Annotated in this window: 26 protein-coding genes; 7 read left to right on the top strand and 19 right to left on the bottom strand. The window is 64.4% G+C overall.

Annotated elements, in window-relative coordinates:
* Positions 1–200: 200 nt before the first annotated feature.
* From tolB to tolQ, 4 genes are read right to left on the bottom strand one after another with little or no spacing between them, the layout of a single operon-like run.
* Entirely contained in the window at positions 201–1,565 is a 1,365-nt protein-coding gene (tolB, locus tag ASG57_RS09440) for a Tol-Pal system beta propeller repeat protein TolB (protein ID WP_029673942.1), read from the bottom strand.
* Between the two features lie 23 nt (positions 1,566–1,588).
* Positions 1,589–2,548, bottom strand: coding sequence for a cell envelope integrity protein TolA (gene tolA, locus ASG57_RS09445; RefSeq protein ID WP_024337626.1), 960 nt, complete (start codon positions 2,546–2,548; stop codon positions 1,589–1,591).
* A gap of 4 nt (positions 2,549–2,552) precedes the next feature.
* On the bottom strand, positions 2,553–3,005 hold the full coding sequence (gene tolR, locus ASG57_RS09450; RefSeq protein WP_057196132.1) for a protein TolR: 453 nt from the start codon (positions 3,003–3,005) through the stop codon (positions 2,553–2,555).
* A gap of 43 nt (positions 3,006–3,048) precedes the next feature.
* Positions 3,049–3,765 carry a protein TolQ gene (gene tolQ / locus ASG57_RS09455; protein WP_014492404.1) on the bottom strand — a complete coding sequence of 239 codons (717 nt, stop codon included), beginning with the start codon at positions 3,763–3,765 and terminating at the stop codon, positions 3,049–3,051.
* A gap of 454 nt (positions 3,766–4,219) precedes the next feature.
* Here tolQ and ASG57_RS09460 point away from each other — a divergent pair, with 454 nt between their 5' ends.
* Positions 4,220–4,738: a DUF2231 domain-containing protein gene (locus ASG57_RS09460; protein ID WP_024337624.1), complete on the top strand. Its 519-nt coding sequence runs from the start codon at positions 4,220–4,222 to the stop codon at positions 4,736–4,738.
* Positions 4,739–4,750: 12 nt separating this feature from the next.
* Here the strand turns inward: ASG57_RS09460 and ASG57_RS09465 are convergent, their stop codons facing one another.
* The 5 genes from ASG57_RS09465 to ASG57_RS09485 all read right to left on the bottom strand — a co-directional run bounded on the left by ASG57_RS09465 (position 4,751) and on the right by ASG57_RS09485 (position 8,129).
* The gene (locus ASG57_RS09465) at positions 4,751–5,518 is read right to left on the bottom strand and encodes a serine acetyltransferase domain-containing protein (protein WP_024337623.1); all 768 of its coding nucleotides are present in this window, start codon (positions 5,516–5,518) and stop codon (positions 4,751–4,753) included.
* A gap of 239 nt (positions 5,519–5,757) precedes the next feature.
* Positions 5,758–6,249 (bottom strand): DUF2852 domain-containing protein, encoded by a 492-nt coding sequence (locus ASG57_RS09470; protein WP_024337622.1) that lies wholly within the window; start codon positions 6,247–6,249, stop codon positions 5,758–5,760.
* A gap of 120 nt (positions 6,250–6,369) precedes the next feature.
* On the bottom strand, positions 6,370–7,110 hold the full coding sequence (locus tag ASG57_RS09475) for a TetR/AcrR family transcriptional regulator (protein WP_024337621.1): 741 nt from the start codon (positions 7,108–7,110) through the stop codon (positions 6,370–6,372).
* Between the two features lie 190 nt (positions 7,111–7,300).
* The gene (locus ASG57_RS09480; protein WP_057196133.1) at positions 7,301–7,666 is read right to left on the bottom strand and encodes a YciI family protein; all 366 of its coding nucleotides are present in this window, start codon (positions 7,664–7,666) and stop codon (positions 7,301–7,303) included.
* A gap of 58 nt (positions 7,667–7,724) precedes the next feature.
* Positions 7,725–8,129 carry a YciI family protein gene (locus tag ASG57_RS09485; protein ID WP_024337619.1) on the bottom strand — a complete coding sequence of 135 codons (405 nt, stop codon included), beginning with the start codon at positions 8,127–8,129 and terminating at the stop codon, positions 7,725–7,727.
* A gap of 532 nt (positions 8,130–8,661) precedes the next feature.
* Here ASG57_RS09485 and ASG57_RS09490 point away from each other — a divergent pair.
* The 4 genes from ASG57_RS09490 (at position 8,662) to ASG57_RS09505 (ending at position 12,672) form a co-directional block, all read left to right on the top strand.
* Positions 8,662–10,326: a methyl-accepting chemotaxis protein gene (locus ASG57_RS09490; protein ID WP_057196134.1), complete on the top strand. Its 1,665-nt coding sequence runs from the start codon at positions 8,662–8,664 to the stop codon at positions 10,324–10,326.
* 176 nt (positions 10,327–10,502) lie between these two features.
* Positions 10,503–11,291: an SDR family NAD(P)-dependent oxidoreductase gene (locus ASG57_RS09495; RefSeq protein WP_057196135.1), complete on the top strand. Its 789-nt coding sequence runs from the start codon at positions 10,503–10,505 to the stop codon at positions 11,289–11,291.
* A 122-nt stretch (positions 11,292–11,413) separates the two neighbouring features.
* Positions 11,414–11,848, top strand: a complete 435-nt coding sequence (locus tag ASG57_RS09500) for a hypothetical protein (RefSeq protein WP_024337616.1) — start codon at positions 11,414–11,416, stop codon at positions 11,846–11,848.
* A gap of 473 nt (positions 11,849–12,321) precedes the next feature.
* Positions 12,322–12,672 carry a hypothetical protein gene (locus tag ASG57_RS09505; protein ID WP_057196136.1) on the top strand — a complete coding sequence of 117 codons (351 nt, stop codon included), beginning with the start codon at positions 12,322–12,324 and terminating at the stop codon, positions 12,670–12,672.
* A gap of 71 nt (positions 12,673–12,743) precedes the next feature.
* Here ASG57_RS09505 and ASG57_RS09510 read toward each other — a convergent pair whose 3' ends face one another.
* The 4 genes from ASG57_RS09510 to ASG57_RS09525 form a co-directional block, all read right to left on the bottom strand.
* On the bottom strand, positions 12,744–13,157 hold the full coding sequence (locus tag ASG57_RS09510; protein ID WP_024337614.1) for a VOC family protein: 414 nt from the start codon (positions 13,155–13,157) through the stop codon (positions 12,744–12,746).
* 30 nt (positions 13,158–13,187) lie between these two features.
* On the bottom strand, positions 13,188–13,727 hold the full coding sequence (locus ASG57_RS09515) for an SRPBCC family protein (protein WP_024337613.1): 540 nt from the start codon (positions 13,725–13,727) through the stop codon (positions 13,188–13,190).
* A gap of 190 nt (positions 13,728–13,917) precedes the next feature.
* The gene (locus ASG57_RS09520; protein WP_024337612.1) at positions 13,918–15,201 is read right to left on the bottom strand and encodes an RNA polymerase sigma factor; all 1,284 of its coding nucleotides are present in this window, start codon (positions 15,199–15,201) and stop codon (positions 13,918–13,920) included.
* Positions 15,198–15,566, bottom strand: coding sequence for a YciI family protein (locus tag ASG57_RS09525; RefSeq protein ID WP_024337611.1), 369 nt, complete (start codon positions 15,564–15,566; stop codon positions 15,198–15,200). Before ASG57_RS09525 ends, ASG57_RS09520 begins: the two co-directional genes overlap by 4 nt.
* 139 nt (positions 15,567–15,705) lie before the next feature.
* Between ASG57_RS09525 and ASG57_RS09530 the strand changes: the two genes are divergently transcribed.
* Positions 15,706–16,671, top strand: coding sequence for a 2-hydroxyacid dehydrogenase (locus tag ASG57_RS09530; protein WP_024337610.1), 966 nt, complete (start codon positions 15,706–15,708; stop codon positions 16,669–16,671).
* A gap of 15 nt (positions 16,672–16,686) precedes the next feature.
* On the opposite strand, the gene ASG57_RS09535 is transcribed toward ASG57_RS09530, so the two are convergent.
* Entirely contained in the window at positions 16,687–17,331 is a 645-nt protein-coding gene (locus ASG57_RS09535; RefSeq protein WP_057196137.1) for a TetR/AcrR family transcriptional regulator, read from the bottom strand.
* A 106-nt stretch (positions 17,332–17,437) separates the two neighbouring features.
* On the opposite strand from ASG57_RS09535, the gene ASG57_RS09540 reads away from it, so the two are divergent.
* The gene (locus ASG57_RS09540) at positions 17,438–18,082 is read left to right on the top strand and encodes a glutathione binding-like protein (protein ID WP_024337608.1); all 645 of its coding nucleotides are present in this window, start codon (positions 17,438–17,440) and stop codon (positions 18,080–18,082) included.
* A gap of 51 nt (positions 18,083–18,133) precedes the next feature.
* Here ASG57_RS09540 and ASG57_RS09545 read toward each other — a convergent pair whose 3' ends face one another.
* Genes ASG57_RS09545 through ASG57_RS09565 form a run of 5 tightly spaced genes read right to left on the bottom strand, consistent with a single transcriptional unit; the run spans position 18,134 to position 24,854 of the window.
* The gene (locus ASG57_RS09545) at positions 18,134–19,438 is read right to left on the bottom strand and encodes a TRAP transporter large permease (protein ID WP_057196138.1); all 1,305 of its coding nucleotides are present in this window, start codon (positions 19,436–19,438) and stop codon (positions 18,134–18,136) included.
* A 31-nt stretch (positions 19,439–19,469) separates the two neighbouring features.
* Entirely contained in the window at positions 19,470–20,063 is a 594-nt protein-coding gene (locus ASG57_RS09550) for a TRAP transporter small permease subunit (RefSeq protein WP_024337606.1), read from the bottom strand.
* Positions 20,064–20,073: 10 nt separating this feature from the next.
* The gene (locus ASG57_RS09555) at positions 20,074–21,075 is read right to left on the bottom strand and encodes a TRAP transporter substrate-binding protein (RefSeq protein WP_024337605.1); all 1,002 of its coding nucleotides are present in this window, start codon (positions 21,073–21,075) and stop codon (positions 20,074–20,076) included.
* Between the two features lie 33 nt (positions 21,076–21,108).
* A complete protein-coding gene (locus ASG57_RS09560) occupies positions 21,109–22,767 on the bottom strand; it encodes a hydantoinase B/oxoprolinase family protein (RefSeq protein WP_024337604.1) in 1,659 nt (552 codons plus the stop codon).
* 2 nt (positions 22,768–22,769) lie between these two features.
* On the bottom strand, positions 22,770–24,854 hold the full coding sequence (locus ASG57_RS09565; protein WP_057196139.1) for a hydantoinase/oxoprolinase family protein: 2,085 nt from the start codon (positions 24,852–24,854) through the stop codon (positions 22,770–22,772).
* Positions 24,855–24,864: the final 10 nt, after the last annotated feature.

Consider the following 24,864-nt stretch of genomic DNA (forward strand, 5'->3'; position numbering starts at 1 on the left):
CTTTTCTGAGGGAACATCGTTAAAGTCGAGTTGTTTTTCGGCAATGGCGAAGCTATTTCCGCTTACAAATCAAGCAACTAGGCAAGCTCTGCCGGGCACAGGGTGAAGGAAGTGTTGCTGTTCGCGCGGAACGCGAAAAAATCGGCGCGCTTTTTCGAAAACATCGCGCGTCTGAATGCGCGATGTTTCAACTGCGATCGTCAGCCCGACGTCGAGGACAATAGCGGCGACCATGCGGGATCCGAGGCGAAGCCAGGCGTCGGCACCTTCAGCTCGTTGCGTCCCGAAATGTCGACGGTGTACAGCGACGGTCCGCCGTTGCCGCCGGGATCGCGGAAGAACATCAGCACGCGGCCGTTCGGCGAGAAGGTCGGGCCCTCGTTGTGGAAGCCGGAGGTGAGCAGCCGCTCGCCGGAACCGTCCGGCTTCATGACGCCGATCGCGAACTGCCCGCCGCCCTGCCTGGTGAAGGCGATGTAATCGCCCTTCGGCGACCACACCGGCGTCGAATAGCTGGCATTGGTGTCGTCCTTGGAGAAGGAGATGCGCTGCGCCTGCCCGCCGCCCGCCGCCATCACGTAGATCTGCGACCGGCCGCCACGATCGGATTCGAAGCAGATGCGGGTCCCGTCCGGCGAGTAGGACGGCGACGTGTCGATCGCCGGCGTGTCGGTGAGGCGCGTGGTCGAGCGCGAGCGCAGATCCATCACGAACAGGTTGGAATTGCCGCCCTGCTGCAGGCTCATGATGACGCGTTGGCCGTCCGGCGAAAAGCGCGGCGCAAAGGTCATGCCGGGGAAATTGCCGACGATCTCGCGTTGGCCGGTCTCGATGTTGTAGAGATAAACCTTCGGATCACCCTGGCCGAACTCCATGTAGGTGATCTCTTGCGAATTCGGCGAGAAGCGCGGCGTCAGCACGAGGTCGGAGCCGCGGGTCAGGTAGCGCACATTGGCGCCGTCCTGGTCCATCATCGCGAGCCGCTTGACCCGGCGCTCCTTGGGTCCGGTCTCGTCCACGAACACGACGCGGCTGTCGAAATACCCCTTCTCGCCGGTCATCCGCTCGTAGATCTGGTCGGAGATGATGTGGGCGATACGCCGCCAGTATTCCGGCGAGGTGAAATATTGCTGTCCGGTGAGCTGCTGGCCGGAGACCACGTCCCACAGGCGGAATTCGGCCTTGAGGCGGCCGTCCGGCTGCCGCGTCATGCGACCAGTGACGAGGGCCTGAGCGTTGATGGTTTTCCAGTTCTGGAATTGCGGCGCAACGTCCATGTTGCTGATGCGCTCGATGAAGGCGGCCTGGTCGATCGGAGCGAACAGGCCCGAGCGCTTCAGATTGTTGGTGATGACTTGGGTGACGCCGTTGCCGACTTCGCCATCGGAAGGCGATCCCGGCAGAAAATTGGTGATCGCGATCGGGATCGGCTGGAACGCCGTAGGATCGATGCGGATGCGGCCGTCCTGGCCTTGAGCGAAGACCCGCCCGCCTCCGAGCATTGCAAGCCCCGATCCAGCCAGGGTCATGAAGCGGCGGCGGTTGATCGATCGGACGTCATTCATTGCAAAATTCTTTTGTTCGGATGTCACAACATGTCTTTCAGGCCGAAAGTCATCGGGATGAGCTTCCAGCTCTCGTATTGCTGCTTCGGCATGAACGAATAGACCTGACACTGCACGATGGCGCGCTTGGCACTCTCGGCAATGGCCTGAGCAATCGAGCGCGACGGTCCACGCACTGCGACGACAATCGGCTCCGAAGCCAGCGATCCATCGATCTTCATGGGAATGTCGATATCGGCTTCGTACTGGTCGGCGTCCTGCCCGTTGTATGTGGGTGTGAAGCAGCGCTTGACCGCGCCCTGGAAAGCACCGCGCCAGGTCGCGACATTGCTGGCGGCAGTTCCGGTGGCCGCTCCCAGCGAGGCAGACGCATTCAGCGCGGAGCCGGCGAGCTCGTGCCGGGTCGCGGCGCGCTTGTCGAGGTCGCGCTGGATCTGGGCGGGATCGAAGGTGCGCTCCTTCGGCTTGGGCTGCTGCTGAGGGTGCACCGCCGCAACCTTTTGCTCCACGGGCTTGGGCGGCGGCTTCTTGGTCTCAAGCTTCTTCTGGAGCTCAGCGATCGGATCTTCCTTGGCCGGATCAGGCTTCTTTTCCTGCGGCTTCGGCTCTTCCTTCGGCTTCGCCTCGGCGACCGGCTTGGGGGGCTCGGGCTTCTTCTCCACCGGCTTCTCGGCAGGCTTCGGCGGCGGCTCCGGTTGCGAGTTGGTCTTGATCAGCTCCTTCTTCTCGGTGACCTTGCCGACGGCGTCCTCTTCGGGCTTCGCTTCCGCGATCTTCTCGACCTTCGGCTTCGGCTCTTCCTTCTTTCCGGTCTTCTGCCCCGCCATCATCTGCGCCAGCTGATCGGTGGAAATGATATCGACGGGAAGCGACTCCTCCGGCGCGATATAGGCCTTGCTGCTAAAGGTCAGCAGACCCCATCCCAGCACGAGGACGTGGAGAGCAATCGACGCAACGAGTGTCTTGTCGACGTTCACCTTCACCGGCCTAGGACCCCTGATCCGCTTCTGTGACGAGGGCGAGCTTCTTGAAGCCGGCGCCCGAGAGCTGGCCCATCACCTTGGCCACGGTGCCGTAATCCGCCTTCTTGTCGGCGCGCAGATAGATGCGTTCCTCGAGCCCGCCGCGCGCGTCGGTGATCGCCTTCAGCTTGGGGACCAGCTCGTTGATGGCGATCTCGGAGTCGTTGATGAACACCTTGCCCTTGATGTCGACCGAGAGCTGGATCGGCTTCTGATCACTGTTCTCGATGCTCTTGGCCTGGGTCTGCGGCAGATCGAGCGGCACGCCGACCGTCAACATCGGCGCCGACACCATGAAGATGATGAGCAGCACCAGCATGACGTCGACCATGGGCGTGACGTTGATTTCGGCCACGACGGGCTTGCGCCGGCCGCGGCGTCCGCCGCCTCCGGATGAACTTGCGACGTTCATGCCCATGGTCTGGTGCCCAAATTGCCCTTCACACTATACATGCCGTCCGTCAGCCACGCTCGTCGATCTGACGGGACAGGATGGCTGAAAATTCATCGGCGAAACCCTCCAGGCGCTGGGCCTGCCGGTTCACCTCGGAGGTGAACTTATTGTAGAAAATAGTGGCAGGAATGGCGGCGATAAGGCCGACGGCGGTCGCAAACAACGCTTCCGCGATACCGGGAGCGACCACCGCCAAAGAGGTATTTTTCGACGCCGCGATCGACTGGAAGCTCGACATGATGCCCCAGACCGTGCCGAACAGGCCGACGAAGGGGCCGGCGGAGCCGACGGTCGCCAGCACCAGCAGGCGCCGCTCCAGCCGTTCGACCTCGCGTGCGATCGAGACGTTCATCACCTTGTCGATACGCATCTGCAGGCCCGCGACCGAGCGGGCATGGCTCTCGAAAGAACGCTTCCACTCGCGCATCGCGGCCACGAAGCAGGCTGCCATGGAATGCGTGGGCTTGGCCGAGAGCGTTCGATAGAGCTCCTCGATCGACTCGCCGGACCAGAACGCCTGCTCGAACCGGTCCATCGAGCGCCGGGTGCGCGCATAAAGAAAGATCTTGTCGATCGCGATGGCCCAGACCCAGACCGAGCAGGCCAGAAGCCCCAGCATCACCGCTTTCACGATCCAGTGAGCCTGCCAAAACAGCGCAATCAGCGATACGTCGGCGGAGGCAGCAACCGGGAGGGCTGACTGAGCCACGTCGGCCGGATTCATGAGCAGTATCCTCTCAAGGCGATCGTTACCTATTGTCCTCGGCCAGCAAATCGCCGCCGGTGTTCCCCAACCGCCGCGCTAGAACCGGCGCGGCCGGCAAGCCCGCTCAAAGCCTCGTCTTTTTGGGGTGCAGGGCTCGTCCAAAGGCTCGTCCAAAGCCGGTCGCCTGCATTCCCCGCCAAGATGTCAAAACTAAGGGCCTCGACACGGCTTCGGGCGCGACTGTCCACTCTTACCAGAGCCCGGCGTTGGTTAATGCGGGGTTACCGGCGGCGAATTTGGCTCCGGGAAAGGCAGGCAGCGCAGGGAGATGGGGCGGCCCGCTGCCGCCCGGTCATGGGATTTCAGCCCTGCCGTTCGCGCATCAGAAGGAGAGCGTCCGCCCCGGCGCCGGTAGGAACCAGCCAGAGGGCGGAAAATTGTCTGGGAAACTCACCTTTGGCGAGGTCTTTCCATGAGCATCAACCCCAAGACGACCGCCGCGGTCGGCGATCATCCCCTGCATCCCATGCTGATTCCGTTCCCCGTTGCATGCCTGGTCGGCGCACCCATCACCGATCTCGCCTTCATTGGAACCGACGACGCTTTCTGGGCCCGCGCCGCGATGTGGCTGATCGGCGCCGGCATCGTCATGGCGCTGGTTGCCGCCGCCGCCGGCTTTGTGGACTTCTTCGGCGAACCCCGCATCCGCAGTCTCAACGATGCCTGGTACCACATGGTCGGTAACCTTGCGGCAGTTGTGCTGGCCCTCGTCAATTTCTACCTCCGTTACGCACAAGGTGCGGAAGCTGCGATCAAGCCATGGGGCGTGGTGCTGTCCCTGATCGTGGTCGGCATCCTGCTGTTCACGGGGTGGAAGGGCTGGGAAATGGTGTATCGGCATCACGTCGCGGTGCTGGATGCGCCGGGCCAGACCAGCTCGGAGCCCGTCACGCCGCATCATGGCGGCGAAGGTCGCCGCCGCGCGGCCTGAGCGAGCGGCACGTCAGGCCGCCGAGGCGGGCTCGGGGCAGTTGGTCAGCCGCGCAGGATTGCCGACCGCCGTGCAGCCGGCGGGGACGTCCTTGCTCACAAGGGTGCCGGCGCCGATTTTCGCATGAGCGCCGATGCTGATGTCGCCGAGGATGCTGGCGCCCGCACCGATATAGACGCCACAGCCGATGCGGGGCGAGCGCGCCGGCAGTTCGCTGCTGCGGCCGATGCTGACGTTCTGGAGAATGGTGACGTCATCGCCGATGACGGCGCCGGCGCCGATCACGATGCCGGTGGCGTGGTCGAGATAAACGGCGGATCCGATGCTGGCGGCCGGATGAATGCTGACCTGGAGCACGTTCGACGCCTCGTTCTGAAACAGCAGCGCCGCGTCACGATGGTCATGCCGCCAGAGCCAGTTCGAGACGCGCCAGGCCTGCAGCGCGAGGTAACCCTTGTAATGCAGCAGCGGCTGCAGCAGGCCCGCCGCAGCGGGGTCGCTGCGCGAGACGGCCTGCAAGTCTCGTCCGGCGGCTTCGATCAGGTCCGCCTCGCCGCGAAAGGCATCGCTGGCAAAGGATGTGAAGCGCGTGCGTTCGGCGCCGGCGCCGCCGAGCCGCTGCCCGATCAGATCGGCCAGGGCGGCGGCGAAATCGTTATGGGTGAGGATGGCGCCCGCAAGAGCCCGGCCGAAGACAGGATCGGCAATCGTCGCGCGCTGAGCCTCGCCACGGATCGCCTGCCAGACGGCGTCGCTCGCCAGTGTCGCAACTTGCGCCATCGTCGCCTCCGCTCCGCGTGCATCTGTGGCGGCGAATATAGGCGATCCAGGGCGAGGCGCCAGTCTTGCATCCGGGCGAGCTTTCGCTCGCGAGTCGCAGATGGACGAGAATGCCTGCGAACGAGCTCTGTCTGGCATCTTGGCGCTACAAGCCGAACCGCCCGCCTGCGGGTTGCGCAGGCGGGCGGCTCGGGGCCATCAGGACTTTGGGGGCATGCGCCTGAAGGCTTTGAGAGGTGTCAGCCCTGCTGCTGGTCGGTCGGCGGCGGGGTCGGACGCGTCTTGTGCTGCGCCATGAACTGGTCGAACTCTTCCTTGTCCTTGGCGTGACGCAGACGGGTCAGAAAGTCCTTGAACTCACGCTGCTCTTCCTCGAGGCGCTGCAGCGTCTCGGCGCGGTATTCGTCGAAGGCGCGGTTGCCGGAGGACGGCGGGCCGAAGCCAAACCCGAAGCCGCGACGCTCCATGCGGTCGCGCATGCGGTCCATCTTGTACTGCATCTTTTCCATCTTGTTCTGCCAACGATCCGGATGGCTCCAGCACGACATTCTTCTGCTCCCGAGTGTGAAAAAGAGAAGGGCAAGCCCGATCGGCCACCAGATGATGAACCCGAGAATGGTCACGGCGATCCAGCCCGGATGCCAGGGCGTATCGAGCATGCGGGGACGATCGTAGCGTTGGTATTGGTCCGAAGGGCCGCGCCATCGATTGACATCAGCGGTGTAGGCCATTTCCCTCTCCATCACGGCACCAGCGCCGTTGTGAATGTAAATAACATTTACATAGCTAGACCATCCCGCGATTTTGTCAAGCTGGCCGCCAGACACGCCCGCGTGATTATTTGCGCAATCTTATTTCGGCTTGCCCCAGGGACCGCCCGGCGGCAGGCCCGATCCGGAGGATGCCTCAGGTGGCACGGGCGGCGGCTCGGCGCTCTTGCCTGCCGGACGACGGTCGGTCGGAAAACCGAGGCCGCGCAGATAGATCAGCACCTCGGCCTCCAACAGCTCGTCGGGCGACATCGGCAGCTTTCGTCGGGCGGCGTCGCCGCGGGAAAATAGCGAGGCGACGCCATGCGCCATGGACCAGATGTGAAGCGCCATCATCATCGCCGGCGGCCGAGGCGTGCCCGGCGGCGTCAGGGCCGCGAGCCGCTCGGCCGCAGCGCGAATGATGTTGAAGGCCCGTTCGCTAGCCGCCTGGAGTGCGGGATTCACATCCACCGGCACGCCCGATTCGAACATCGCGTTGTAGAAGGCGGGCTCCTCGCGGGCAAAGGCGAGATAGGCCTTGCCGACGCGTTCGAACGCGGTGACCGTATCGGGGCGACCGTCGTCCCAGGCCGCGCCAAGGCGCGCCTCGAACTGCTCAAAGCCGCGCTGGGCGATCGATGACAACAGTTCGTCTCGGTCGCGGAAATGCCGGTATGGCGCCGCCGCGCTGACGCCGGCCATCCGGGCGGCATCGGCAAAGGTGAAGCCCGCTGCGCCTTTCTCGGCGATCAGGCCGAGAGCGGCCTGCAACAGGGCCTCCTTCAGATTGCCGTGGTGATAGCCGCGCTCGGCGCGGCGCTGCTCCTTGCGCCAGCTCATGTGAAAGAGCTTTACATGAGCCGGACGCGAACGTCACTAGCGCCGATGGGGCGTGATTAACCCGGTATTCTCTGCAGCCACCCGGGGCGATGCGCCAGCATCGAACTACGCTGCGCGCTTGCGAACCTGAGATTCTCGAAATCCGGGTTCGATCCTGCGAACCGCCCGGAATGACAGCCCCTTGCCAACACTACATCTGAGGAACCGGCAGCACGGGCATGATCTCGATCGCCTCGCCGGGAAAGATCGCAAAATGCGGATGGTTCTCGAACAGTCTTGCAGCTTCCTCCTGCGAGGCGGCGCGCACCACGGTGAACCCCGTCAGGGCGTTGCTGACCTCCGTGATGCCATTCGCGTCGATCCTGCGTGTCTTGCCGAGCGGGCCGCCCATCTCGACGATGACGTCCTTGTGCTTCTCGACCCAGCGGTGCCAAGCGGCCATGCCCTCGCGCTCCATTGCCTTCCGTTCCGCCTCGGGCCTCGCATGCCAGGCCTTCATCTTTTCGCCGCTCATGCTGCCGAGGTAGACGGCAAGGAATGTATGTCCGGTGCTCATCGGTCTCTCCCGTGTTGAAGTCTTGATGACGGCCGCGAGCTCATCGCGACCGTGGTGGCTATGCCTTCAGGCCGTCGAGACCCGCGGCGGCCGCCTGCACGTCAGGCGGAAAGTCGCTCATCTCCTGCACCTGCCGGATCTCGATGATTTCGTTCGGCGTAGCCGGGCACTTCGTCGCCCAGGCGATCGCTTCCTCGCGCGAGGCGACCTCGATCATCCAGTAACCGCCCAGCACTTCCTTGGCCTCAGCGAACGGCCCGTCGGTGACGACGGGCACTCCGGTCGCAAACGAGACGCGCGCGCCCATCGAAGGCGGATGCAGGCCGTCGAGCGTGATCAGCACGCCGGCATCCTTCAGCGCCTCGTTGTATCGCATCATCGCGGCAACGCGTTCTGGATCGAGCTGCACGTCCGGCGGTGCGCTCTCGTAGCCGAGCGGGATCATCAGCATCATGAATCGCATGAGTATTCCTTGCCCTCGTCGTCGGGGAGAGCGGCGGCGGAACCGTCCGCCCTCGCCTCCAAGACGAACAGACGTCCAAGGAACCGACATGCGGACGAGAATTTCTGGGACGCAACAGGCTCGGCTGCCCGAAGAAATGGCCCGCCGGCTCGCGACACCAAAGGAATTGCGCCGCGCAACTAGTTCCGGGTCGGGAACTGAGCTGCGAAGCTTATGCCACGAGATTATGCTTGGGCCCAATCAGGCGGCCGCCAGCAATCGATCCTCAGCAGCCAGAGGGTCGAATGGCGCACCTGCAAGGAAAAATAATGCGCGATCCTCCCGTACAACTACCGGTCGCCTTGTGAACGTCATCGTGCATATGGAACGGAAACGCCTGTTAGTTGAATGACTTGGACAACGCACCGTAAAAGCGCGGGCCTCGGCCAAGCGTTCGCAAGGTTTACAGATGCTCAAGAAGAGCATGCAACTTTTTCTTCAAGGAAGCCGGTATCACGGTCCTCCAGTTTGCCAGTAATATTGCGGAGCTCACGTGTTCAATTTCCAGAGCAAGAAGGTCAGGCACGCTATCGCAGAGGTCGAGGCGCTCAACCGTTCGCAGGCCGTGATCGAATTCGACCTCGACGGCACCATACTCGACGCCAATGAGAACCTGCTGAAAATGAGCGGCTACACGCTGGCCGAGATCAAGGGCAAGCATCACAGCATGTTCGTCAGCCCGGCCGAGCGCGAGAGTGCCTGCTATCGCGACTTCTGGGCCAGCCTCAACCGCGGCGAGTTCCAGACCACTCAATACAAGCGCTTCGGCAAGGGCGGGAAGGAAGTCTGGGTCCACGCCTCCTACGCGCCGCTCCGCGATGAAAGCGGCAAGGTCGTCAGCTTCATCAAATTCGCGACGGACATTACGGCGTACAAGATCAAGACCATGGAGGATTCCGGCAAGATCGCCGCCATCAATCGCGCGCAGGCGGTGATCGAGTTCAACATGGACGGCACCATCATCACCGCAAACGAGAACTTCCTGAACGCCATGGGTTACTCGCTCGACGAGATCAAGGGCAAGCATCACAGCGTGTTCGTAACGCCGGAAGACCGCGCCAGCCCCGCCTATGCCGCTTTCTGGGCCAAGCTGAACCGCGGGGAGTACGAGGCGGCCGAATACAAGCGGCTGGGCAAGGGCGGCAAAGAAATCTGGATCATCGCCACCTACAATCCAATCCTCGACGAGAACGGCAAGCCATTCAAGGTGGTGAAGTTCGCCACCGACGTCACCGCCCAAAAGATGAGGGCCGCCGACAATGACGGTCAACTCGCCGCCATCCAGAAATCGCAAGCCGTGATCGAATTCAACATGGACGGCACGATCCGCACCGCCAACGAGAATTTCTTGAAGGCGATCGGCTATTCGCTGGCCGAGATCAAGGGCCAGCACCACTCGATGTTCGTCGAGCCGAATGAGAGGACTTCGGCGGCCTATCGCCAGTTCTGGGAGACCCTCAATCGCGGCGAATACCAGGCCGCCGAATACAAGCGGATCGCCAAGGGCGGGCGAGAGGTCTGGATCCAGGCATCCTACAACCCGATTCTCGATCTCAACGGCAGGCCCTACAAGGTGGTGAAATACGCCACCGACATCACCGCCCAGGCGATCGGCCGCAAGAAGGCCGACAATGCGCGCGGGCTGATCGACGCGGTTGCGGCCGGCAGCGAACAGATGAGCGCCTCGATCCGCGAGATTTCCGAAACCATGGCGAAATCGCGCGAGACCTCCAAGGTCGCGACAGCGCGGGTCGAGTCCGCGGACAGTCAGGCCCAGAAGCTGGCCACGGCAGCACAAGCAATGAGCGGCATCGTGGAGATGATTTCCGGCATCACCAGCCAGATCAACCTGCTCGCACTCAACGCCACGATCGAATCCGCCCGCGCGGGCGAGGCCGGCCGGGGCTTCGCGGTGGTCGCCTCCGAGGTGAAGAACCTCGCGAGCCAGGCCAAGCAGGCGACCGACACGATCACCTCGGAGATCGATGCCCTGAACGTCATCTCTGGCGACGTCGCCGGATCGCTCACGGCGATCAAGGCCGCGATCGCCGGCGTGAACGAGTTCATCGCGTCCACCGCCGCCGCAGTCGAGGAGCAGAGCATCGTGACGGCTGACATGTCAGCCAACATGCAGCGCGCCTCGGCGGAGCTGGCATAGGCGCGACCTTCCGCGATCTCGGCCATTCTTCCGGGACCGCTGAACAGCGGGTGCCCTCAGGGTGACGGTGCAAGCGCGAACTCCGGCATAGGCCCTTCCTCGTCGGGACGAAAGCGAAGTAAAAGGCGCTGGCCGCCCGACAAGCTTCCGTTTCCGCTAGAAGGACAGATCAGCAAATGCCGCAAGCCCCGCACAAAGTCGCCCTCGTCACCGGAGCCGCCCGCGGCATCGGGCTTGCGACCGCGAAGAAATTCCTGGCCGAGGGCTGGCGTGTGGCGCTGCTCGACATCGAGGGTGAACTGCTCAGCCGCGCCGTCGCCGAGATCGGTCAAGGTGAGGCGACGCTGGCGCTGACCTGCGATGTCTCGGACGCAGCCGCATTGAGCGATGCGATGGGGGAGATCGAGGGCCGGTTCGGCCGGCTCGATGCGCTCGTCAACAATGCCGGCATCGCGGTGTTCGCACCGCTGATGGAGACATCGGAGGCCGATTGGCGGAGCGTGCTGGACGTCAACCTCACCGGCCCGTTTCTCTGCACCAAGGCCGCGGTGCCCCTGATGCGCGAGGGCCATGGCGGCGCCATCGTCAACGTCACCTCGATCTCGGCGGTGCGCGCCTCGACGCTGCGCTCGGCCTACGGCACCAGCAAGGCGGGGCTTGCGCACCTCACCAAACAGCTCGCCGTGGAGCTCGCCTCACTCAACATTCGGGTCAACGCGGTCGCACCGGGACCGGTCGATACCGCGATGGCAAAGCAGGTGCACACCAAGGAGATCCGCGCCGACTATCACGACGCCATTCCGCTCAACCGCTACGGGCTGGAAGAGGAACTCGCGGAAGCGATCTATTTTCTGTCCTCGGCAAGCGCGAGCTACATCACCGGCCAAATTTTGGCCGTTGATGGCGGCTTCGATGCGGCGGGCATCGGCCTGCCGACGCTGCGTGGCCAGCGACGGAATGGGTAGGTCTGCAATAGCAGGGTGGATTAGCCGCAGGCGTATTCCACCTCATTGCGATCGCTGGAAAGAGACAGATGGTGGAGTTGCGCCTGCGGCTGACCCATCTACAAGAGCGAGCTGGTGGCTTCATGCGACGTATCACCTGCCTTAAGGCCCTGATGCTCGCATCGGCAATCGCCGCCACGCCGGCCGCCGCCGAGATCCGCATCATCCAGTCTCCGGGCGGGCAGGTCGGCCCATTCCTCGACTTGTTCGAGAAGGTGCGTGATAGCGGCGAGCGCGTGGTGATCGACGGTCCCTGCCTGTCCGCCTGCACGCTGGTGCTGAGCATCGTGCCGGGCGAGCGCATCTGCGTCACCAAGCGCGCCGTGCTGGGCTTCCACGCCGCGCGCTCGGTAGATCGGCGCGGACGTTTCTATGCCGAGCCGGAGGCATCGGTTGCGGTGCTTGCTGCCTATCCCGGCCCGGTGCGCGACTGGATCAGCCGCCGCGGCGGCCTGAGCTCACGGCTGTTGCTGTTGAAGGGGCGCGATCTCGCCGCGATCTATCCGCGGTGCCGGTGACGAGCTCGCCAGCCAGTTCGGCTCTTCGGCCTGGCCTTCCGAGCGTCCGGCTAGTTCCGCCCGCTTTCGCGAGAACCACGTCACGCTATTGTTTCAGAACCGTTTTCAGAAGAGAGTCTGAACCACCGGCCCCAGCTTCATGCTGACGCAGATGAGCATCCCCCAAAGTGCGAAATTGATCTGCAGCGCCGCCGCCATCGGTCGCTCCCTTCCAAGTCGCCCCACCCCAGTTTGTAGCTTTTGTGAAGCACAATTAGCGATTCTGACGCGCGGATCACAGCCCAATATTGCGCCACTTGTTGTGCGGCGCAGTTGGTTTCACGAAGCGGCCTCACTGCGCCCGCAAAGTGATGCGAAGCACGCTCCATTCGGCCATGCCGGCGCATTTGCTTTGTCTTGAGTTCCAACGATCGGACGCGGTGGCGCGCATTTCACGCGGATTCTGCGCGTCCCCTACGTAACAAAGGCGCGGCATGATTCGACACGGCTTCATCTTGCTTATTTTTTGCACAGCGCTGATCGGATGCGCCGACGCTCCAGCCCAGGAACGTCGCTCCATCGCCTGGGACGGTCTTGGCAAGGATCCCAATCGTCCTCATGCCGCGAAGCGGCGCGCCACGAATCACGCGCCCGCAGCACCTGATCCGAATCAGGAGCGGGAAAGGGTGCTCGGCACATTGCGCCCATATTCCGAAGCATGGTGGGCGGTCCATGACGAAATACAGGCGGAGAATGACCGGCAGCTCGGCAGCAAGCTCGTGATCTGTCCTCGCTGCGTGCACTCGTCGCCGCTGCGCGAGGACGTCACCGGTTCAGTCCGTTGACGGCGATCCCCTCTCCCGCGGCATTGGAGAAGCGGGATCGCCGCTCAACGGAATGCGCTCGATCGCGCCCGTCACATTCCCTCCGCCGGGCAGTTCACCATCCAGGGAATGCCGAATTTGTCGACGCACATGCCAAAGCCCCTGGCCCAGAAGGTCTTGCTGAACGGCATGGTGACCGAGCCGCCGTCGGCAAGGGCATTGAACTTTCGCTCGCCATCCGCGGGGTCCGTGACCGTGAGCGAGATCGAGAAACCCTGCGGCTTCTGAAAGTGCTCCGCGGGCGCGTCGGAGGCCATCAGCACGCCGCCGTCGGGGAGTGACATCCGCGCATGCATGATCATCTTCTCACGGCCGGGCGCGGCCGGCACCTCCGGCGGCGCCTCCGATGAGCGCATCATCGCTTCGATCTTGCCGCCGAGAACCTTGGCGTAATAGGTGAACGCCGCTTCGCAGGTGTCCTGGTAGAACAGATAGGGATTGAGCATCGTTTCTCTCCTCTTCGCTTCCAGTGAGGCTTAGTGCTTCTCGGTGAGCTTCTTCAGGCTGGCGAGACCAGCCTCGAAATCCTTGCCGATCATGCTGTCCATGTTGATGAACACCTGCATCAGCTTGGACAGGAACGGGGCCGGACCGTACATCGCCCACGTGACGAGTGTGGCATCGCCTTGCGGCACAAAGGTGAACTCGGCGGTGTTGTGGCCTTCGAACGGCCGCTCGAAATCGAGCTTGATGCGGAGCTTCGAAGGTCCGCTCGCCTCGAGGATCTCCATCCGGCCGGCGCCGACATTGTTGTTGCCGTCCCAGGCATAGGTCGCGCCCTTGCCACCGGCAGGTCCGCCGAACGTCCGCTTCATGGCGGGATCGCGGCTCTCATACGGTGACCAGGCGGTCCAACGGTGAAAATCGGCGACCTGCGGATAGATCGCATCGGCCGGCGCCTTCACTGCCAGGCTTCGCTCGACGCGGAACGTGTCGGGTTTGGTCAGGGCGAAGACGAGGACGGCAGCGACTCCGACGGCGAGGACGATAGCGATGATGGAAAAGACTTTCAGCATGGATGACTCCCCCGATACGGAACTAGGACGAAGGCGAGGAGCCGGGGCCGACAAGGCGACGTGAAATTTTTGGCGCACCGCCCCTCCCACGTCATGGGCGTTGTCCCGGCCATCCGCGTTCTTCAACCTCGATGGCAAGTCGTGGATACCCGGGTCAAGCCCGGGCCTGACGGCGGAGATGGTCTTCGCCTCACTTGGCCTTGGCGCTTTCCTTCTTCGACTGGCTGTCCCGGATCAGGCGATCGAGATGCATACGAATGTGAGCGGCTTCGGCGGAGGTATTCGCGAGCGCGATGGCCCGGTCGAAGGCGACGCGGGCTTCAGCGTTGCGGCCGAGCTGCATCAGGAAGGCGCCGCGCACGCCGTAGAAATGGAAATAGTTGGCGAGCTTCGTTGCCAGCGGCTCGATCAGATCGAGCGCAGCCTGCGCCCCGCGCACCTTGGAGACCGCAACCGCGCGATTGAGCGTCACCACCGGCGAGGGCTGCACCACTTCCAGCGCGCCGTAGAGCAGATCGATCTGCGCCCAGTCGGTCTCTTCCGGCGTCGATGCGCGCGCATGCAGCGCCGCGATCGCGGCCTGGATCTGATAGGGCCCGCTGCGGTGGTGGCGCATCGCCTTGTCGATCAGCGCGAGACCTTCGGCGATCATCGTGCCGTTCCACAAGGAACGATCCTGATCGTCGAGCAGGATCAGCGAACCGTCCGCGGCAAAGCGCGCGGCGCTGCGGGCGTGCTGCAACAGGATCAGCGCCGTCAAGCCCATGATCTCCGGCTCGCTCGGAAACAGCCGCAGCAGCAGCCGCGCCAGCCGGATCGCTTCCTCGCAGAGCGGCTTCCTGATCTCCGCGGTGTCGCCACCCGCCGAATAGCCTTCGTTGAAAATCAGGTAAATCATCGCCGCGACGCCGGCGAGCCGCTCGGAACGCTCGACCGCGCCGGGCGTCTCGAACGGTGTCCCAGCCTCGGCGACCTTCGCCTTGGCCCGCGTAATGCGCTGCTCCATCGCGGCTTCCGAGACCAGGAAGGCGCGAGCAATCTGCTTCACGGTGAGGCCCGAGACGATGCGCAAGGCCAGCGCGATCTGCTGCGTCGCCGGCAGTTGCGGGTGGCAGCAGATGAACATCAACCGCAGAATATCGTCGCGATAGTGCGAGCCGTCGAGGCGCTCGGCCAGCGCACCCTCGGCATCGTCGAGATCGGAGATGGCCTGGTCGTCCTCCGGCAGCGGCTGCTGCTTGCGGGCGCGGCGCACCTCGTCGATGGCGACGTTGCGGCCCACCATGATCAGCCAGGCCGCGGGATCGCGCGGCGGACCGTTCTGCGGCCAGGTCTTCAGCGCGCGCAGGCAGGCGTTCTGAAAAGCCTCCTCTGCGGTGTCGAGATCGCGAAAATAGCGCAGCAGCGCGCCCACCGCCTGCGGTCGCGCCGAGGTCAGCGCAGTCTCGATCCAGGCGGTGTCGGCCTCGCTCACGTTAGATTTCCTCCGGGCCGGAATACGCCCACCGGACGCACCTCATAGGCACCGCCGGGATTGGCTGCGCCCAGCTCGCGAGCGACGTCGAGCGCATCATCGAGGTTCTTGCAATCGACGATGTAGAAGCCGAGCAGCTGCTCCTTGGTCTCGGCATAGGGGCCGTCGAGCACCAGGGGCGGGTCCTCCTTGCGCAGCGTCGCCGCCGCGGTGGTCGGCAGCAGCCGCGCCACCGGACCGAGCCGTCCCTGCTTGGTGAGCTTCTCCTGCACAACGGCGAGCTTCTTCATCACGGCCTCGTCCTGGTCCTTGCTCCAGGAGCCGACGAAATCCTCATCGTGGTAGCAAAGAATGGCGTAGAGCATGGGCGGCACTTTCCTCGTCTGTTCTGAAGACGCGCCAATATGCCCCGTGCCGACAGGACTGCGGAAAAAATTTGCAAGAAAAATCCGGCAGATCGTGCCAAGGAGAGCCTACTCGAGCGGAACCTAAGAGGCACTTCGAATGACCCCGGGCACACTGGCCGTCCTGATCAACAGCACGCAGCAGAACTGGCTGCCGGAGCGATGGAAGGCCCGGTTCGAAACGGTCTGCGGGGACCGCCGAGTGGTGCTGCTGCCCGATGCCGGGCTCGATCCGGCGGAGGTGCACTACGCCGCGGTGTGGAAGCCGGCGCCGGGCGCTCTCGGCGCGTTCCCCAATCTGCGTGCGATCTTCAATCTGGGCGCCGGCGTCGACGCGCTGATGGCCGACAAGAGCCTGCCCGAAGTGCCGCTGGTGCGCGTCGCCGTGCCCGATCTCACCAATCGCATGACCGAATATGTCGTGCTGCACGTGTTGATGCACCACCGCCAGGAGCTGTACTTGCGGGAGTGCCAGCGCGCGAGACGTTGGGAGCCCAGATATCAGTGGTCGGCGAGCGCGATCACGGTCGGCGTCATGGGGTTGGGCACGCTGGGAGCCGATGCGGCCGATGTGCTGCGGCGGCTCGGCTTCCGTGTCGCCGGCTGGAGCCGCAGCCCGCGGACGATCGACGGCATCGAATGCTTCCATGGCGCCGCCGGGATGGACGCGTTCCTGCGCACGACCGACATCCTGGTCTGCCTGTTGCCGCTGACGCCCGACACGCACGGCATCCTCAACCGCGACGTCTTTGCAAAGCTCAACCGCAACAGCCCGCTCGGCGCGCCCGTGCTGATCAATGCCGGCCGCGGCGGCCTGCAGAATGAAGCCGATCTTCTCGCCTGCCTCGACGACGGCACGCTGGGCGCCGCCTCGCTCGACGTCTTCGTGCAGGAACCGCAGCCGGTGGACAGCCGGTTTTGGACCCACCCAAAGGTGGTGCTGACCCCGCACAACGCAGCCGATACCGATGCCGACGCAATATCAGCCTATGTCGCGGAGCAGATCGCGCGGTTCGAGGCCGGCGGGGCGCTGGAGAATGTGGTGGATCGAGCAAGGGGATATTGAAGCTTCGCTTCCAAGCTACCCTTTGGTCCCGATCATCACATCGATCGCACCCTTCACGATCGCCTCCAGCTCCTTGCGCGGCACGCGGGCGCGCGAGCGGATCGCAATGGTGTGAATGGTGGCGGATGCGATCTGCGCCAGCGCGAATGGATCTGCGCTCTCCGGCAACTCTCCCTTGTCCTTGGCGCGGCGGAAGCAACTGGCAAAGGCTTTATCGAGCCCGGTGAGGCCGTCCAGCACCATGGCGCGAATCTCGGGATCGCCGACGGCTTCGGACGCCGCAGTCACGACTGTGAAGCAACCGCGCGGTCCGGTGTCGCCGGACAAATAGATGTCGAGCGCGGCAGCATAGATGCGCTCCAGCCGCTGACGCAGCGGCATCTCCTCGCGGAAGATCGCACCGATGGCCGCGCCCGCCTCGTCGCGATAGCGCTGATAGCTCTTGATGTAGAGCTCACGCTTGTCGCCGAAGGCGCCGTAGAGGCTCGGCCGGTTCATGCCGGTTGCTGCGCTGAGATCGTCGAGCGAGGTGGCTGTGAAGCCTTGCTTGCGGAACAGGTCAAGCGCCTTTCCGAGCGCGGTGTCGGGCTCGTAGCTGCGCGGGCGGCCACGACGCTTGGGCTGGCTGGCAGCAGCTGGCGGCTTCGATTTTTGTACCATCTCGCAAATTATTCCTTGACCGCGGATATATTATGCAGGATGGTACATAAATCAATCTGGCCAGGTTGAGCGACACCCGAAAAGGAATTGCCCAAGGAGGCCCAAGATGGATCTTTATTTCTCGCCACTCGCCTGCTCGATGGCGACTCGCGTTGCGCTGTATGAAGCCGGCGCCGAAGCGAATTATCTCGAAGTCGATCCGCCGACCAAGACGGTGCTGAGCAACGGGTCCGACTTCCGCGCCGTCAATCCGATCGGCTTGGTGCCGACACTGCGTACCGACGATGGCTTGGTGCTGACCGAAAACGCGGCGATCCTGCAATATGTCGCAGATCGCTTCCCACAATCGGGGCTCGGCGCCGCGGTTGGCCTCGAGCGCACGCGTCTGCATCAATGGCTTTGCTTCATCGGCACCGAGCTGCACAAGGGCCTTTTCGTCCCCTTGCTCGACAGCAAGGCGCCGCATGAGGCCAAGGCCTATGCGCTGGAGAAGAACCTGTCGCGGCTCGACTATCTCGACAAGTATCTGAAAGGCCGCGAATTCCTGCTAGACCATTTCAGCGTGGCGGACGCCTATCTCGTCACGGTCATCAACTGGACGGTGGCCACGCCGCCGATCGAGCTTGCGAAATGGCCGAACCTGAAGGCCTATCACGAGCGTCTGCGCCAGCGGCCCTCGATCGCACGCGCGATCGCGGAGGAGTTCGAGATGTACAAGGCCGAGCTCGCGCGAAAGAAGGCGGCGGCGTGAGCCTTGAGCATCGAAAGCCCGTCCCGGCCGCTCAGCCGGGGCGGCGCAAGCCTATCCGTACAGCACACGCGGCAGGACGGTGACGATGCCGGGCCAGAGCGTCATCAGCAGCACGAATCCAACCATGATGATGAGAAAAGGCATCGTCACGCGGGCGATGTAGGCAAGGCTGTTGTCGGTAAGGCCCTGGATGACGAACAGGTTGAAGCCGACCGGTGGCGTGATCTGCGCCATTTCGACTGCGAGCACGAGGAAGACGCCGAACCAGACCTCGTCGAAGCCGGCCCCCTTCACGATCGGCAGCACGATCGGCAGGGTCATCACGATCATCGAGAAGCCGTCGAGAAAGCAGCCGAGCACGAGATAGAAGACGATCAACGCCACGATCAGCATGAATGGCGACAGGCCGAGGGCCTTGACGAAGGCAGCGACCGACTGCGGGATGCCGAGAAAGGCGGCGGCATTGCCGAGGATGGAAGCGCCGAGCACGATCAGCGCGATCATCGAGCAGGTCACGACCGAACCGATCAGGACATCGCGGATCACCTGTTGCGACATCGCCCCTTGCGCCCAGGCCACCAGCCCGGCGCCGAGCACGCCGACGGCGGCGGCCTCCGAAGGCGTCGCGAGCCCGCCATACATCGAGCCGAGCACGCAGGCGATCAGGAACAGCGCCGGGGCGAGGTCCTTCAGCGCGACGAATCGTTCGCCCCACGGCACCTGCGAAAGCCTGGCCTCCGCCTCCGGCACCATCGCGGGATTGAGGCTCGAATGCAGCATCACCCAGGCCATGAAGGTGGCGGCGAGCAGAAAGCCCGGCAGCACGCCGGCCGTGAACAGCTTGAGGATCGAGACGTCGCCGAGCACGCCGTAGATGATCATGATGTTGGACGGCGGGATCAAAAAGCCGAGCGTCCCGGCGCCGGCCAGCGAGCCGATCGCGATGTCGCGGGAATAGCCGCGGCGCAGCAGCTCGTTGAGCGACATGCGGCCGATCACCTGCGTGGTCGCCGCCGACGAGCCCGAGATCGCCGCAAAGATGGTGCAGCCGATCACGTTCACATGCAGCAGACGACCTGGCAGCAGCCCCGCCCAGGGCGCGAGGCCCTGGAACAACGAGCGCGACAGCCGGGTTCGAAACAACAGCTCGCCCATCAGGATGAACAGCGGCAGCGCAAGCAGCTCCTGAGTTGTGAGGATGTTCCAGGCATATTGAGGCAGCAGTTTTTCGAGCGGGATCGAGCGGAACATCGCGAGCAAGAGCGTCGCGGTGAGCGCAAGCGTGAGGCCGATCCACACGCCGCAGGCCAGCAGCGCAAACAGGATCGCGAACAAGGCGAGGACTTCGATGGTCATGCGATCTTGAATCCGGTGCAGAACACGGCGGTCATTCGACGGGAGAGGCCTTCATGCGGTGATCCTCCAGCGGCAGGCCGAGCGCGGCCTGGATCGCGCGCGCCAGGAACTGGAGCGTCAGCAGCAGCATGCCGAAGGTGACGACGGCTTGTGGAAACCACAACGGCGTGTCGCTCGAGGTCGAGACCTGGCCGCGCGTGTACGCAGCAAAGGCGAACCTGGCCATCGCGTAGGTCAGGAACGCCATGAAGGCAAAGCCGGCTGCTGCAGCGAGAATCTCGAGCGCGCGCTGCACCGGCGCCGGCGCGTTCTTCACCAGCAGCACGACGCGGATATGGCCGCCGACGCGCAATGTCATGGCGGCGCCGAAGGTGAAGGACGCCGCCATCAGGTAGGACGAGTATTCCCAGGCGATCGAGATGCTCGGCGGAAAGAACGGCAGGAAGTTCGAGAGGAATCGCGTTGCGACCTCGCACAGCATCAGCAGCGTCAGCATCAAGAGACAGAAGCCGCCGATCCAGCCGTCGAGCCGGCCGAGCCGGTCGATGCCGTCGAGCAGGATACGCAGCGGCGCGGGCGCCGCTGCGTTGAGACTTTGCGGAGCTTCGGTCGAGACGCTCGCCACGCGGCCACCCTCAGCCACGCTTCATTTCGGCCAGATAGGCCCGCACCGGCTTGTCGGCCGCCGGCACGCGCTTGAGGAAAGCGTCGAGCTGCGGCGCCGTCTTGGCGCGGATGTCCGCCATCATGGCTTGCGAGACAGGCACCACCTCCATGCCGCCTTCCTTGAGGCGGTTGAGGCTGTCGACATCGGCCTTGAGCGAGTTGGCCCAGAAGCCCGGCTCCATCTTTGCCGCTATATCCGCAACGAGCTTCTGCTGATCGCCGGAGAGTGCCTTCCAGGCATCGAGGTTGACGGTGAGCATCTGCGACGACCAGACGTGGTTGGTCGGGTAGACGTATTTCAGGAACTCCCAGAACTTGCCGTCGACGCCCGACACCGACGAGGTGGAGACGCCGGCCACCGCGCCGGAGGCGAGCGCGGGAATCGTCTCGCCCCAGGGGATCATCACCGCTGCCATGCCGATCGCATTCAGCATCTCGACCGCGTTCTTGTCAGGCACGCGGATCTTGATGTTCTTCAGACCCTCGACGTCTGCCACCTTCGCCTTCAGATGCAGATACTGCGTCGGCCACGGCACGATGTAGAGGATCTTCTGGTTGTTGCGCGCGGCGATCTTCTCGTATTCGGGCCGCACATATTTGTGCAGCACCTTCAGCTCCTCCACGGAGCCGCAAAGGAAGGGAATGCTCTCGACGCCCATGAAGGGTTCGTCGCCGACCTGCTGGATATTGAGGACGTCGGCGAGCGGCACGAGGCCATCGCGCACGGCGCGCAAGTGCTCGGGGCCCTTGAAGCCGAGCTGGCCGCCTGCCTTCACCACGATGGCGACCGCACCGCCGCTCTGCTTCTTCACTTCCTCCGCGAACGCCATCGCGTTCTGGGTATGGAAATTGCCGTCGGGCCATACCGTCGACATGTCCCAGCTCACGCTCGCCGCCGGTGCGCGAGTGGACATGTGACTTGCGGCAAGCAGCGTCGCTGCGCCCGCGGTGAAGTTTCGTCGCGTGATCATGAACCCCCTCCGTTTACAAGGCGCGTTGACGCTTCAACGCGCGTACCCATAGACCTTGACTGCGTTCTCCGAGGACACGAGACCGCTCGCGACGTCCTCGTTGACGGCCGCACGATCGCGCTCTCTGGGATCGCCGATGCCAGCGCCGCCGGGCGTCAGCACGACCAGGCGGTCATCCGGCGGGACCTGCTGAAAGCCCTTGCCGCGCAGCTTCTTGCCGGACTTCAGCCCGACATAGCCGGCCTCGCCGTCCCCGCCGCCATCCCGCCCACGCGGCGGATGATCGATGCGGTCGAACGCCGCGAGGATGTCGAACGGCGCATCGACGCCGCTGGCCACTTCGATGATCTGGCCGAGGCCGCCGCGGGTGCGCCCTGCCCCGCCGGAATCCGGTCGCAGTTCCTTGCGCCAGAAGATCAAGGGTGTCTGCGTCTCCGCGATCTCGACCGGCGTGCCGCGCACACCGCTGGGATAGGCGGTGGCCGACAGGCCGTCCTTGCCGAAGCGCGCGCCGGTACCGCCATTCGAGGTGACCGCCATCGAGAACCCGTAATTGCCACCGGCGCCCGAGCGGGTCTGGCCACGGACGTTGAGATTCCACAGGCACGAAGTGCCTTCCGCAGGCACACGCTCGGGGATGATCTGGCGCAGGCAGCCGAACACGACGTCGGGCAGCATCTGCCCGATGACGTGGCGCGAGGCGACCGGGGCCGGCTTCGGCGCATTGAGGATCGCGCCCGCCGGCGCCGACACCGTCAGCGGCGAGAGCGAGCCGGCATTGTTCGGGATCTGCGAGGCGACGACGCAGCCGAGGCCGAACACGGTATATGCCGTGGTGTAGGACAGCGGCACGTTGATGCCGAACTTCGAGGCAGCCGAGGTGCCGTCGAAATCGACGTGAATGCCTTCATCCGAGATCGTCAGCGTCGCGGCCAGCGTGACCGGCGCGTCGTAGCCGTCGACCACCATGGTGTTGCGCCAGCTGCCCTTCGGCAGCTTGGCGATTTCGGCGAGCACCGCCTCGCGCGAGCGCTCGCAGATGTGGTCGCCGAGCTCGTCGAGCGTGTCGATGCCGAACTCGGTCATCATCTCGACGAGGCGCTCGCATCCGACATCGTTGCAGCCGGCGAGCGAATAGGTGTCGCCCTCGGTGTCGATGGGCAGCCGCGTATTAGTCCGGATCATCGCCATCAGCGTCTCGTTGACGACGCCCTCGTCGATCAGCTTCAGCATGGGGATGTAGAGCCCCTCCATGAACACGTCGGTGGCGTCGGGCCCGAAGCCGATGCCGCCGATGTCCATGAGATGGCTGGTGCAGGAGAACAGCGCGACCGGCTTGCCGTCCTTGAAGCAGGGCGTGGTGACGACGAAGTCGTTGAGATGACCGGTGCCCATCCAGGGATCGTTGGTGATGTAGGCATCGCCCTCCTTCATCGTCTGAAGCGGGAAGTGGGCGATGAAGTGCTTGACCGATTCGGCCATCGAATTGACGTGACCGGGCGTGCCGGTCACCGCCTGCGCCAGCATGCGGCCCTTGAGGTCGAACACGCCGGCGGAGAGGTCGCCGCATTCGCGCACAATCGGGCTGAACGCGGTGCGGAGCAGCACCTGCGCCTGCTCCTCGACCACGGCGATCAGCCGGTGCCACATGATCTGAAGGTCGATCAGGCTCGCGCCGCTTGCCTTGCTCATGATCAGGCCGCCTTTCGTTCCATGACGATGCTGCCGGCACCGTCGATATGAGCGTCGAAGCTGGTGGACACGAAGGTGGAGGTCTCGTCCTCCGCGATCACGGCGGGGCCCGCAATGGTCGCACCCGGCACCATGTCCTCGCGGCGATAGAGCGGAATCTCGATCACCTCTCCTGCGCGGCCGTCGAAGAACTTGCGGCTCCCGGAGGCCTTGGCCGCGGGCTTGCGTGCGACGGAGGCGATCGCAGGCGGATTGCGCGCCTCGGTGGTGGCGAGCACCGACCAGCTCAAGACTTCGATCGCCGCACCGGGAATCGGACGCTCGAACATCGCGGAGTAATCCGCCTCGAAGTTCCGGCGCAGGCCGGCGAGATCAGCCGAAGTCAGCCGCCGGTTCGGCAACTCGACCGAGATCTCGTGGCCCTGGCCGACATAGCGCATGAAAGCGGCGCGGCGCTCGCGCACCGGCGCACCGGCGGCACCCGGCTCGACCAGCGCGCGCGCCTCGGTCACCATTTCCTGCAGGAGGTCGGAGACCGCCTCGGTGTCGAAATCGTCGAGGCGGACATGGCGGCTGCGCACCAGCTCATAGGCGATGGGCGCGGCAAGAAAGCCGACCGCCGAGCCGACCCCGGCATTCGACGGCACGATCACGCGGGAGACGCCGATCTTCTCGGCGACGCGCGCCGCATGCAGCGGCGCAGCGCCGCCGAAGGCGATCAGCGTATGCTGGCCGACCACCGCGCCGCGCTCGACCGCATGCACGCGCGCCGCGCTCGCCATGTTCTCGCAGACGACCTCATGCACCGCATAGGCTGCGGTTTCCGCCGACAGGCCGAGCGGCTCACCGACATCGCGCAGCAGCGCCTGCTTCGACAGCTCCGGATCGAGCTTGATCGTGCCGGCCGCGAACGCGTCGGGATCGATCATCCCGAGCGCGACGTCCGCATCCGTCACGGCCGGGCGCTGGCCGCCACGGCCGTAGCAGGCGGGTCCCGGCTCCGAGGAGGCGCTCTCGGGACCGACGGTGACGCGCTTCATCGCGTCGACATGAGCGATCGAGCCGCCGCCGGCGCCGATCTCGACCATCTCGATCACGGGAATGCGCACCGGCAGGCCGGAGCCTTTGAGGAAGCGTGCGGCGCGATCGACCTCGAACACGCGCGAGGTCTCGGGCTGGTACTTCTCGATCAGGCAGATCTTTGCGGTGGTGCCGCCCATGTCGAAGGACAGCACCTTGCTCTCGCCAAGACGTGCCGCGATCTGCGCCGCGAAGATCGCGCCGCCGGCCGGGCCGGATTCGACGAGGCGCACAGGAAAGCGCCGCGCCGTCTCGATCGACGTGACACCGCCGCCCGACGTGACGAGATAGATCGCGCCACGGAACTGCTCGACCTGCAGGGCCTCGGCCATGCGGGCGAGATAGCCGTCGATCAGCGGTTGCACATACGCGTTGGCGACCGCCGTGGAGGTGCGTTCATATTCGCGGATCTCAGGGCACACGGCCGATGAGAGCGTCACGGATATGCCGGGTATCTCATCACCGATGATCGCTGCGGCCCGGCGCTCATGCTCGGGATTGGCATAGGAGTGCAGAAAGGCGATTGCGACGCTCTCGACCCCGAGCTCACCCAGCTTCGGCGCGAGCGCGCGCACCGCTGCCTCGTCCAGAGGCAGGCGAACGGCACCGTGCGCATCGATACGCTCCGGCACGGTGAAGCGCAGGCTGCGCGGCGCCAGCGGCTTCGGCTTCTCGATGCTGAGATCATACTGGTCGTAGCGGCTTTCGGTGCCGATATCGAGCACGTCGCGGAAGCCCTCGGTCGCGATCAGCGCGGTCTTGGCCCCTCGCCGCTCGATGATGGCATTGGTCGCGAGCGTCGTGCCGTGAATGAAGACGTCGATGTCGCTGATATGTGCGCGCGCGTCAGCAAGGATGAGGCGCATGCCATCCAGCACTGCCTGCTCGGGCCGCTGCGGCGTCGTCAGCACCTTGCGTGTCTTGCGGTCTTGACCAACGTCCAGCACGATATCGGTGAACGTCCCACCGATATCGACGGCAAGCCGCACCTCGGCTCCCTCAAGCATTCCAAATTCT

This window comes from Bradyrhizobium sp. Leaf396 (genome assembly GCF_001424605.1).
In the GTDB taxonomy this organism is placed as follows: domain Bacteria; phylum Pseudomonadota; class Alphaproteobacteria; order Rhizobiales; family Xanthobacteraceae; genus Bradyrhizobium; species Bradyrhizobium japonicum_C.

Bases quoted from the DNA above. Each gene is read 5' to 3' on its own strand.
- ASG57_RS09505 (WP_057196136.1), top strand. From the start codon at position 12,322: ATGATTCGACACGGCTTCATCTTGCTTATTTTTTGCACAGCGCTGATC.
- ASG57_RS09470 (WP_024337622.1), bottom strand. From the start codon at position 6,249: ATGGCCTACACCGCTGATGTCAATCGATGGCGCGGCCCTTCGGACCAA.
- ASG57_RS09515 (WP_024337613.1), bottom strand. From the start codon at position 13,727: ATGCTGAAAGTCTTTTCCATCATCGCTATCGTCCTCGCCGTCGGAGTC.
- ASG57_RS09540 (WP_024337608.1), top strand. From the start codon at position 17,438: ATGGATCTTTATTTCTCGCCACTCGCCTGCTCGATGGCGACTCGCGTT.
- tolQ (WP_014492404.1), bottom strand. From the start codon at position 3,765: ATGAATCCGGCCGACGTGGCTCAGTCAGCCCTCCCGGTTGCTGCCTCC.
- ASG57_RS09560 (WP_024337604.1), bottom strand. From the start codon at position 22,767: ATGAGCAAGGCAAGCGGCGCGAGCCTGATCGACCTTCAGATCATGTGG.
- ASG57_RS09500 (WP_024337616.1), top strand. From the start codon at position 11,414: ATGCGACGTATCACCTGCCTTAAGGCCCTGATGCTCGCATCGGCAATC.
- ASG57_RS09555 (WP_024337605.1), bottom strand. From the start codon at position 21,075: ATGATCACGCGACGAAACTTCACCGCGGGCGCAGCGACGCTGCTTGCC.
- tolR (WP_057196132.1), bottom strand. From the start codon at position 3,005: ATGGGCATGAACGTCGCAAGTTCATCCGGAGGCGGCGGACGCCGCGGC.
- ASG57_RS09480 (WP_057196133.1), bottom strand. From the start codon at position 7,666: ATGAGCACCGGACATACATTCCTTGCCGTCTACCTCGGCAGCATGAGC.
- ASG57_RS09475 (WP_024337621.1), bottom strand. From the start codon at position 7,110: ATGAGCTGGCGCAAGGAGCAGCGCCGCGCCGAGCGCGGCTATCACCAC.
- ASG57_RS09510 (WP_024337614.1), bottom strand. From the start codon at position 13,157: ATGCTCAATCCCTATCTGTTCTACCAGGACACCTGCGAAGCGGCGTTC.
- tolB (WP_029673942.1), bottom strand. From the start codon at position 1,565: ATGAATGACGTCCGATCGATCAACCGCCGCCGCTTCATGACCCTGGCT.
- ASG57_RS09465 (WP_024337623.1), bottom strand. From the start codon at position 5,518: ATGGCGCAAGTTGCGACACTGGCGAGCGACGCCGTCTGGCAGGCGATC.
- ASG57_RS09485 (WP_024337619.1), bottom strand. From the start codon at position 8,129: ATGCGATTCATGATGCTGATGATCCCGCTCGGCTACGAGAGCGCACCG.
- ASG57_RS09525 (WP_024337611.1), bottom strand. From the start codon at position 15,566: ATGCTCTACGCCATTCTTTGCTACCACGATGAGGATTTCGTCGGCTCC.
- ASG57_RS09545 (WP_057196138.1), bottom strand. From the start codon at position 19,438: ATGACCATCGAAGTCCTCGCCTTGTTCGCGATCCTGTTTGCGCTGCTG.
- ASG57_RS09565 (WP_057196139.1), bottom strand. From the start codon at position 24,854: ATGCTTGAGGGAGCCGAGGTGCGGCTTGCCGTCGATATCGGTGGGACG.
- ASG57_RS09535 (WP_057196137.1), bottom strand. From the start codon at position 17,331: ATGGTACAAAAATCGAAGCCGCCAGCTGCTGCCAGCCAGCCCAAGCGT.
- ASG57_RS09530 (WP_024337610.1), top strand. From the start codon at position 15,706: ATGACCCCGGGCACACTGGCCGTCCTGATCAACAGCACGCAGCAGAAC.
- ASG57_RS09495 (WP_057196135.1), top strand. From the start codon at position 10,503: ATGCCGCAAGCCCCGCACAAAGTCGCCCTCGTCACCGGAGCCGCCCGC.
- ASG57_RS09460 (WP_024337624.1), top strand. From the start codon at position 4,220: ATGAGCATCAACCCCAAGACGACCGCCGCGGTCGGCGATCATCCCCTG.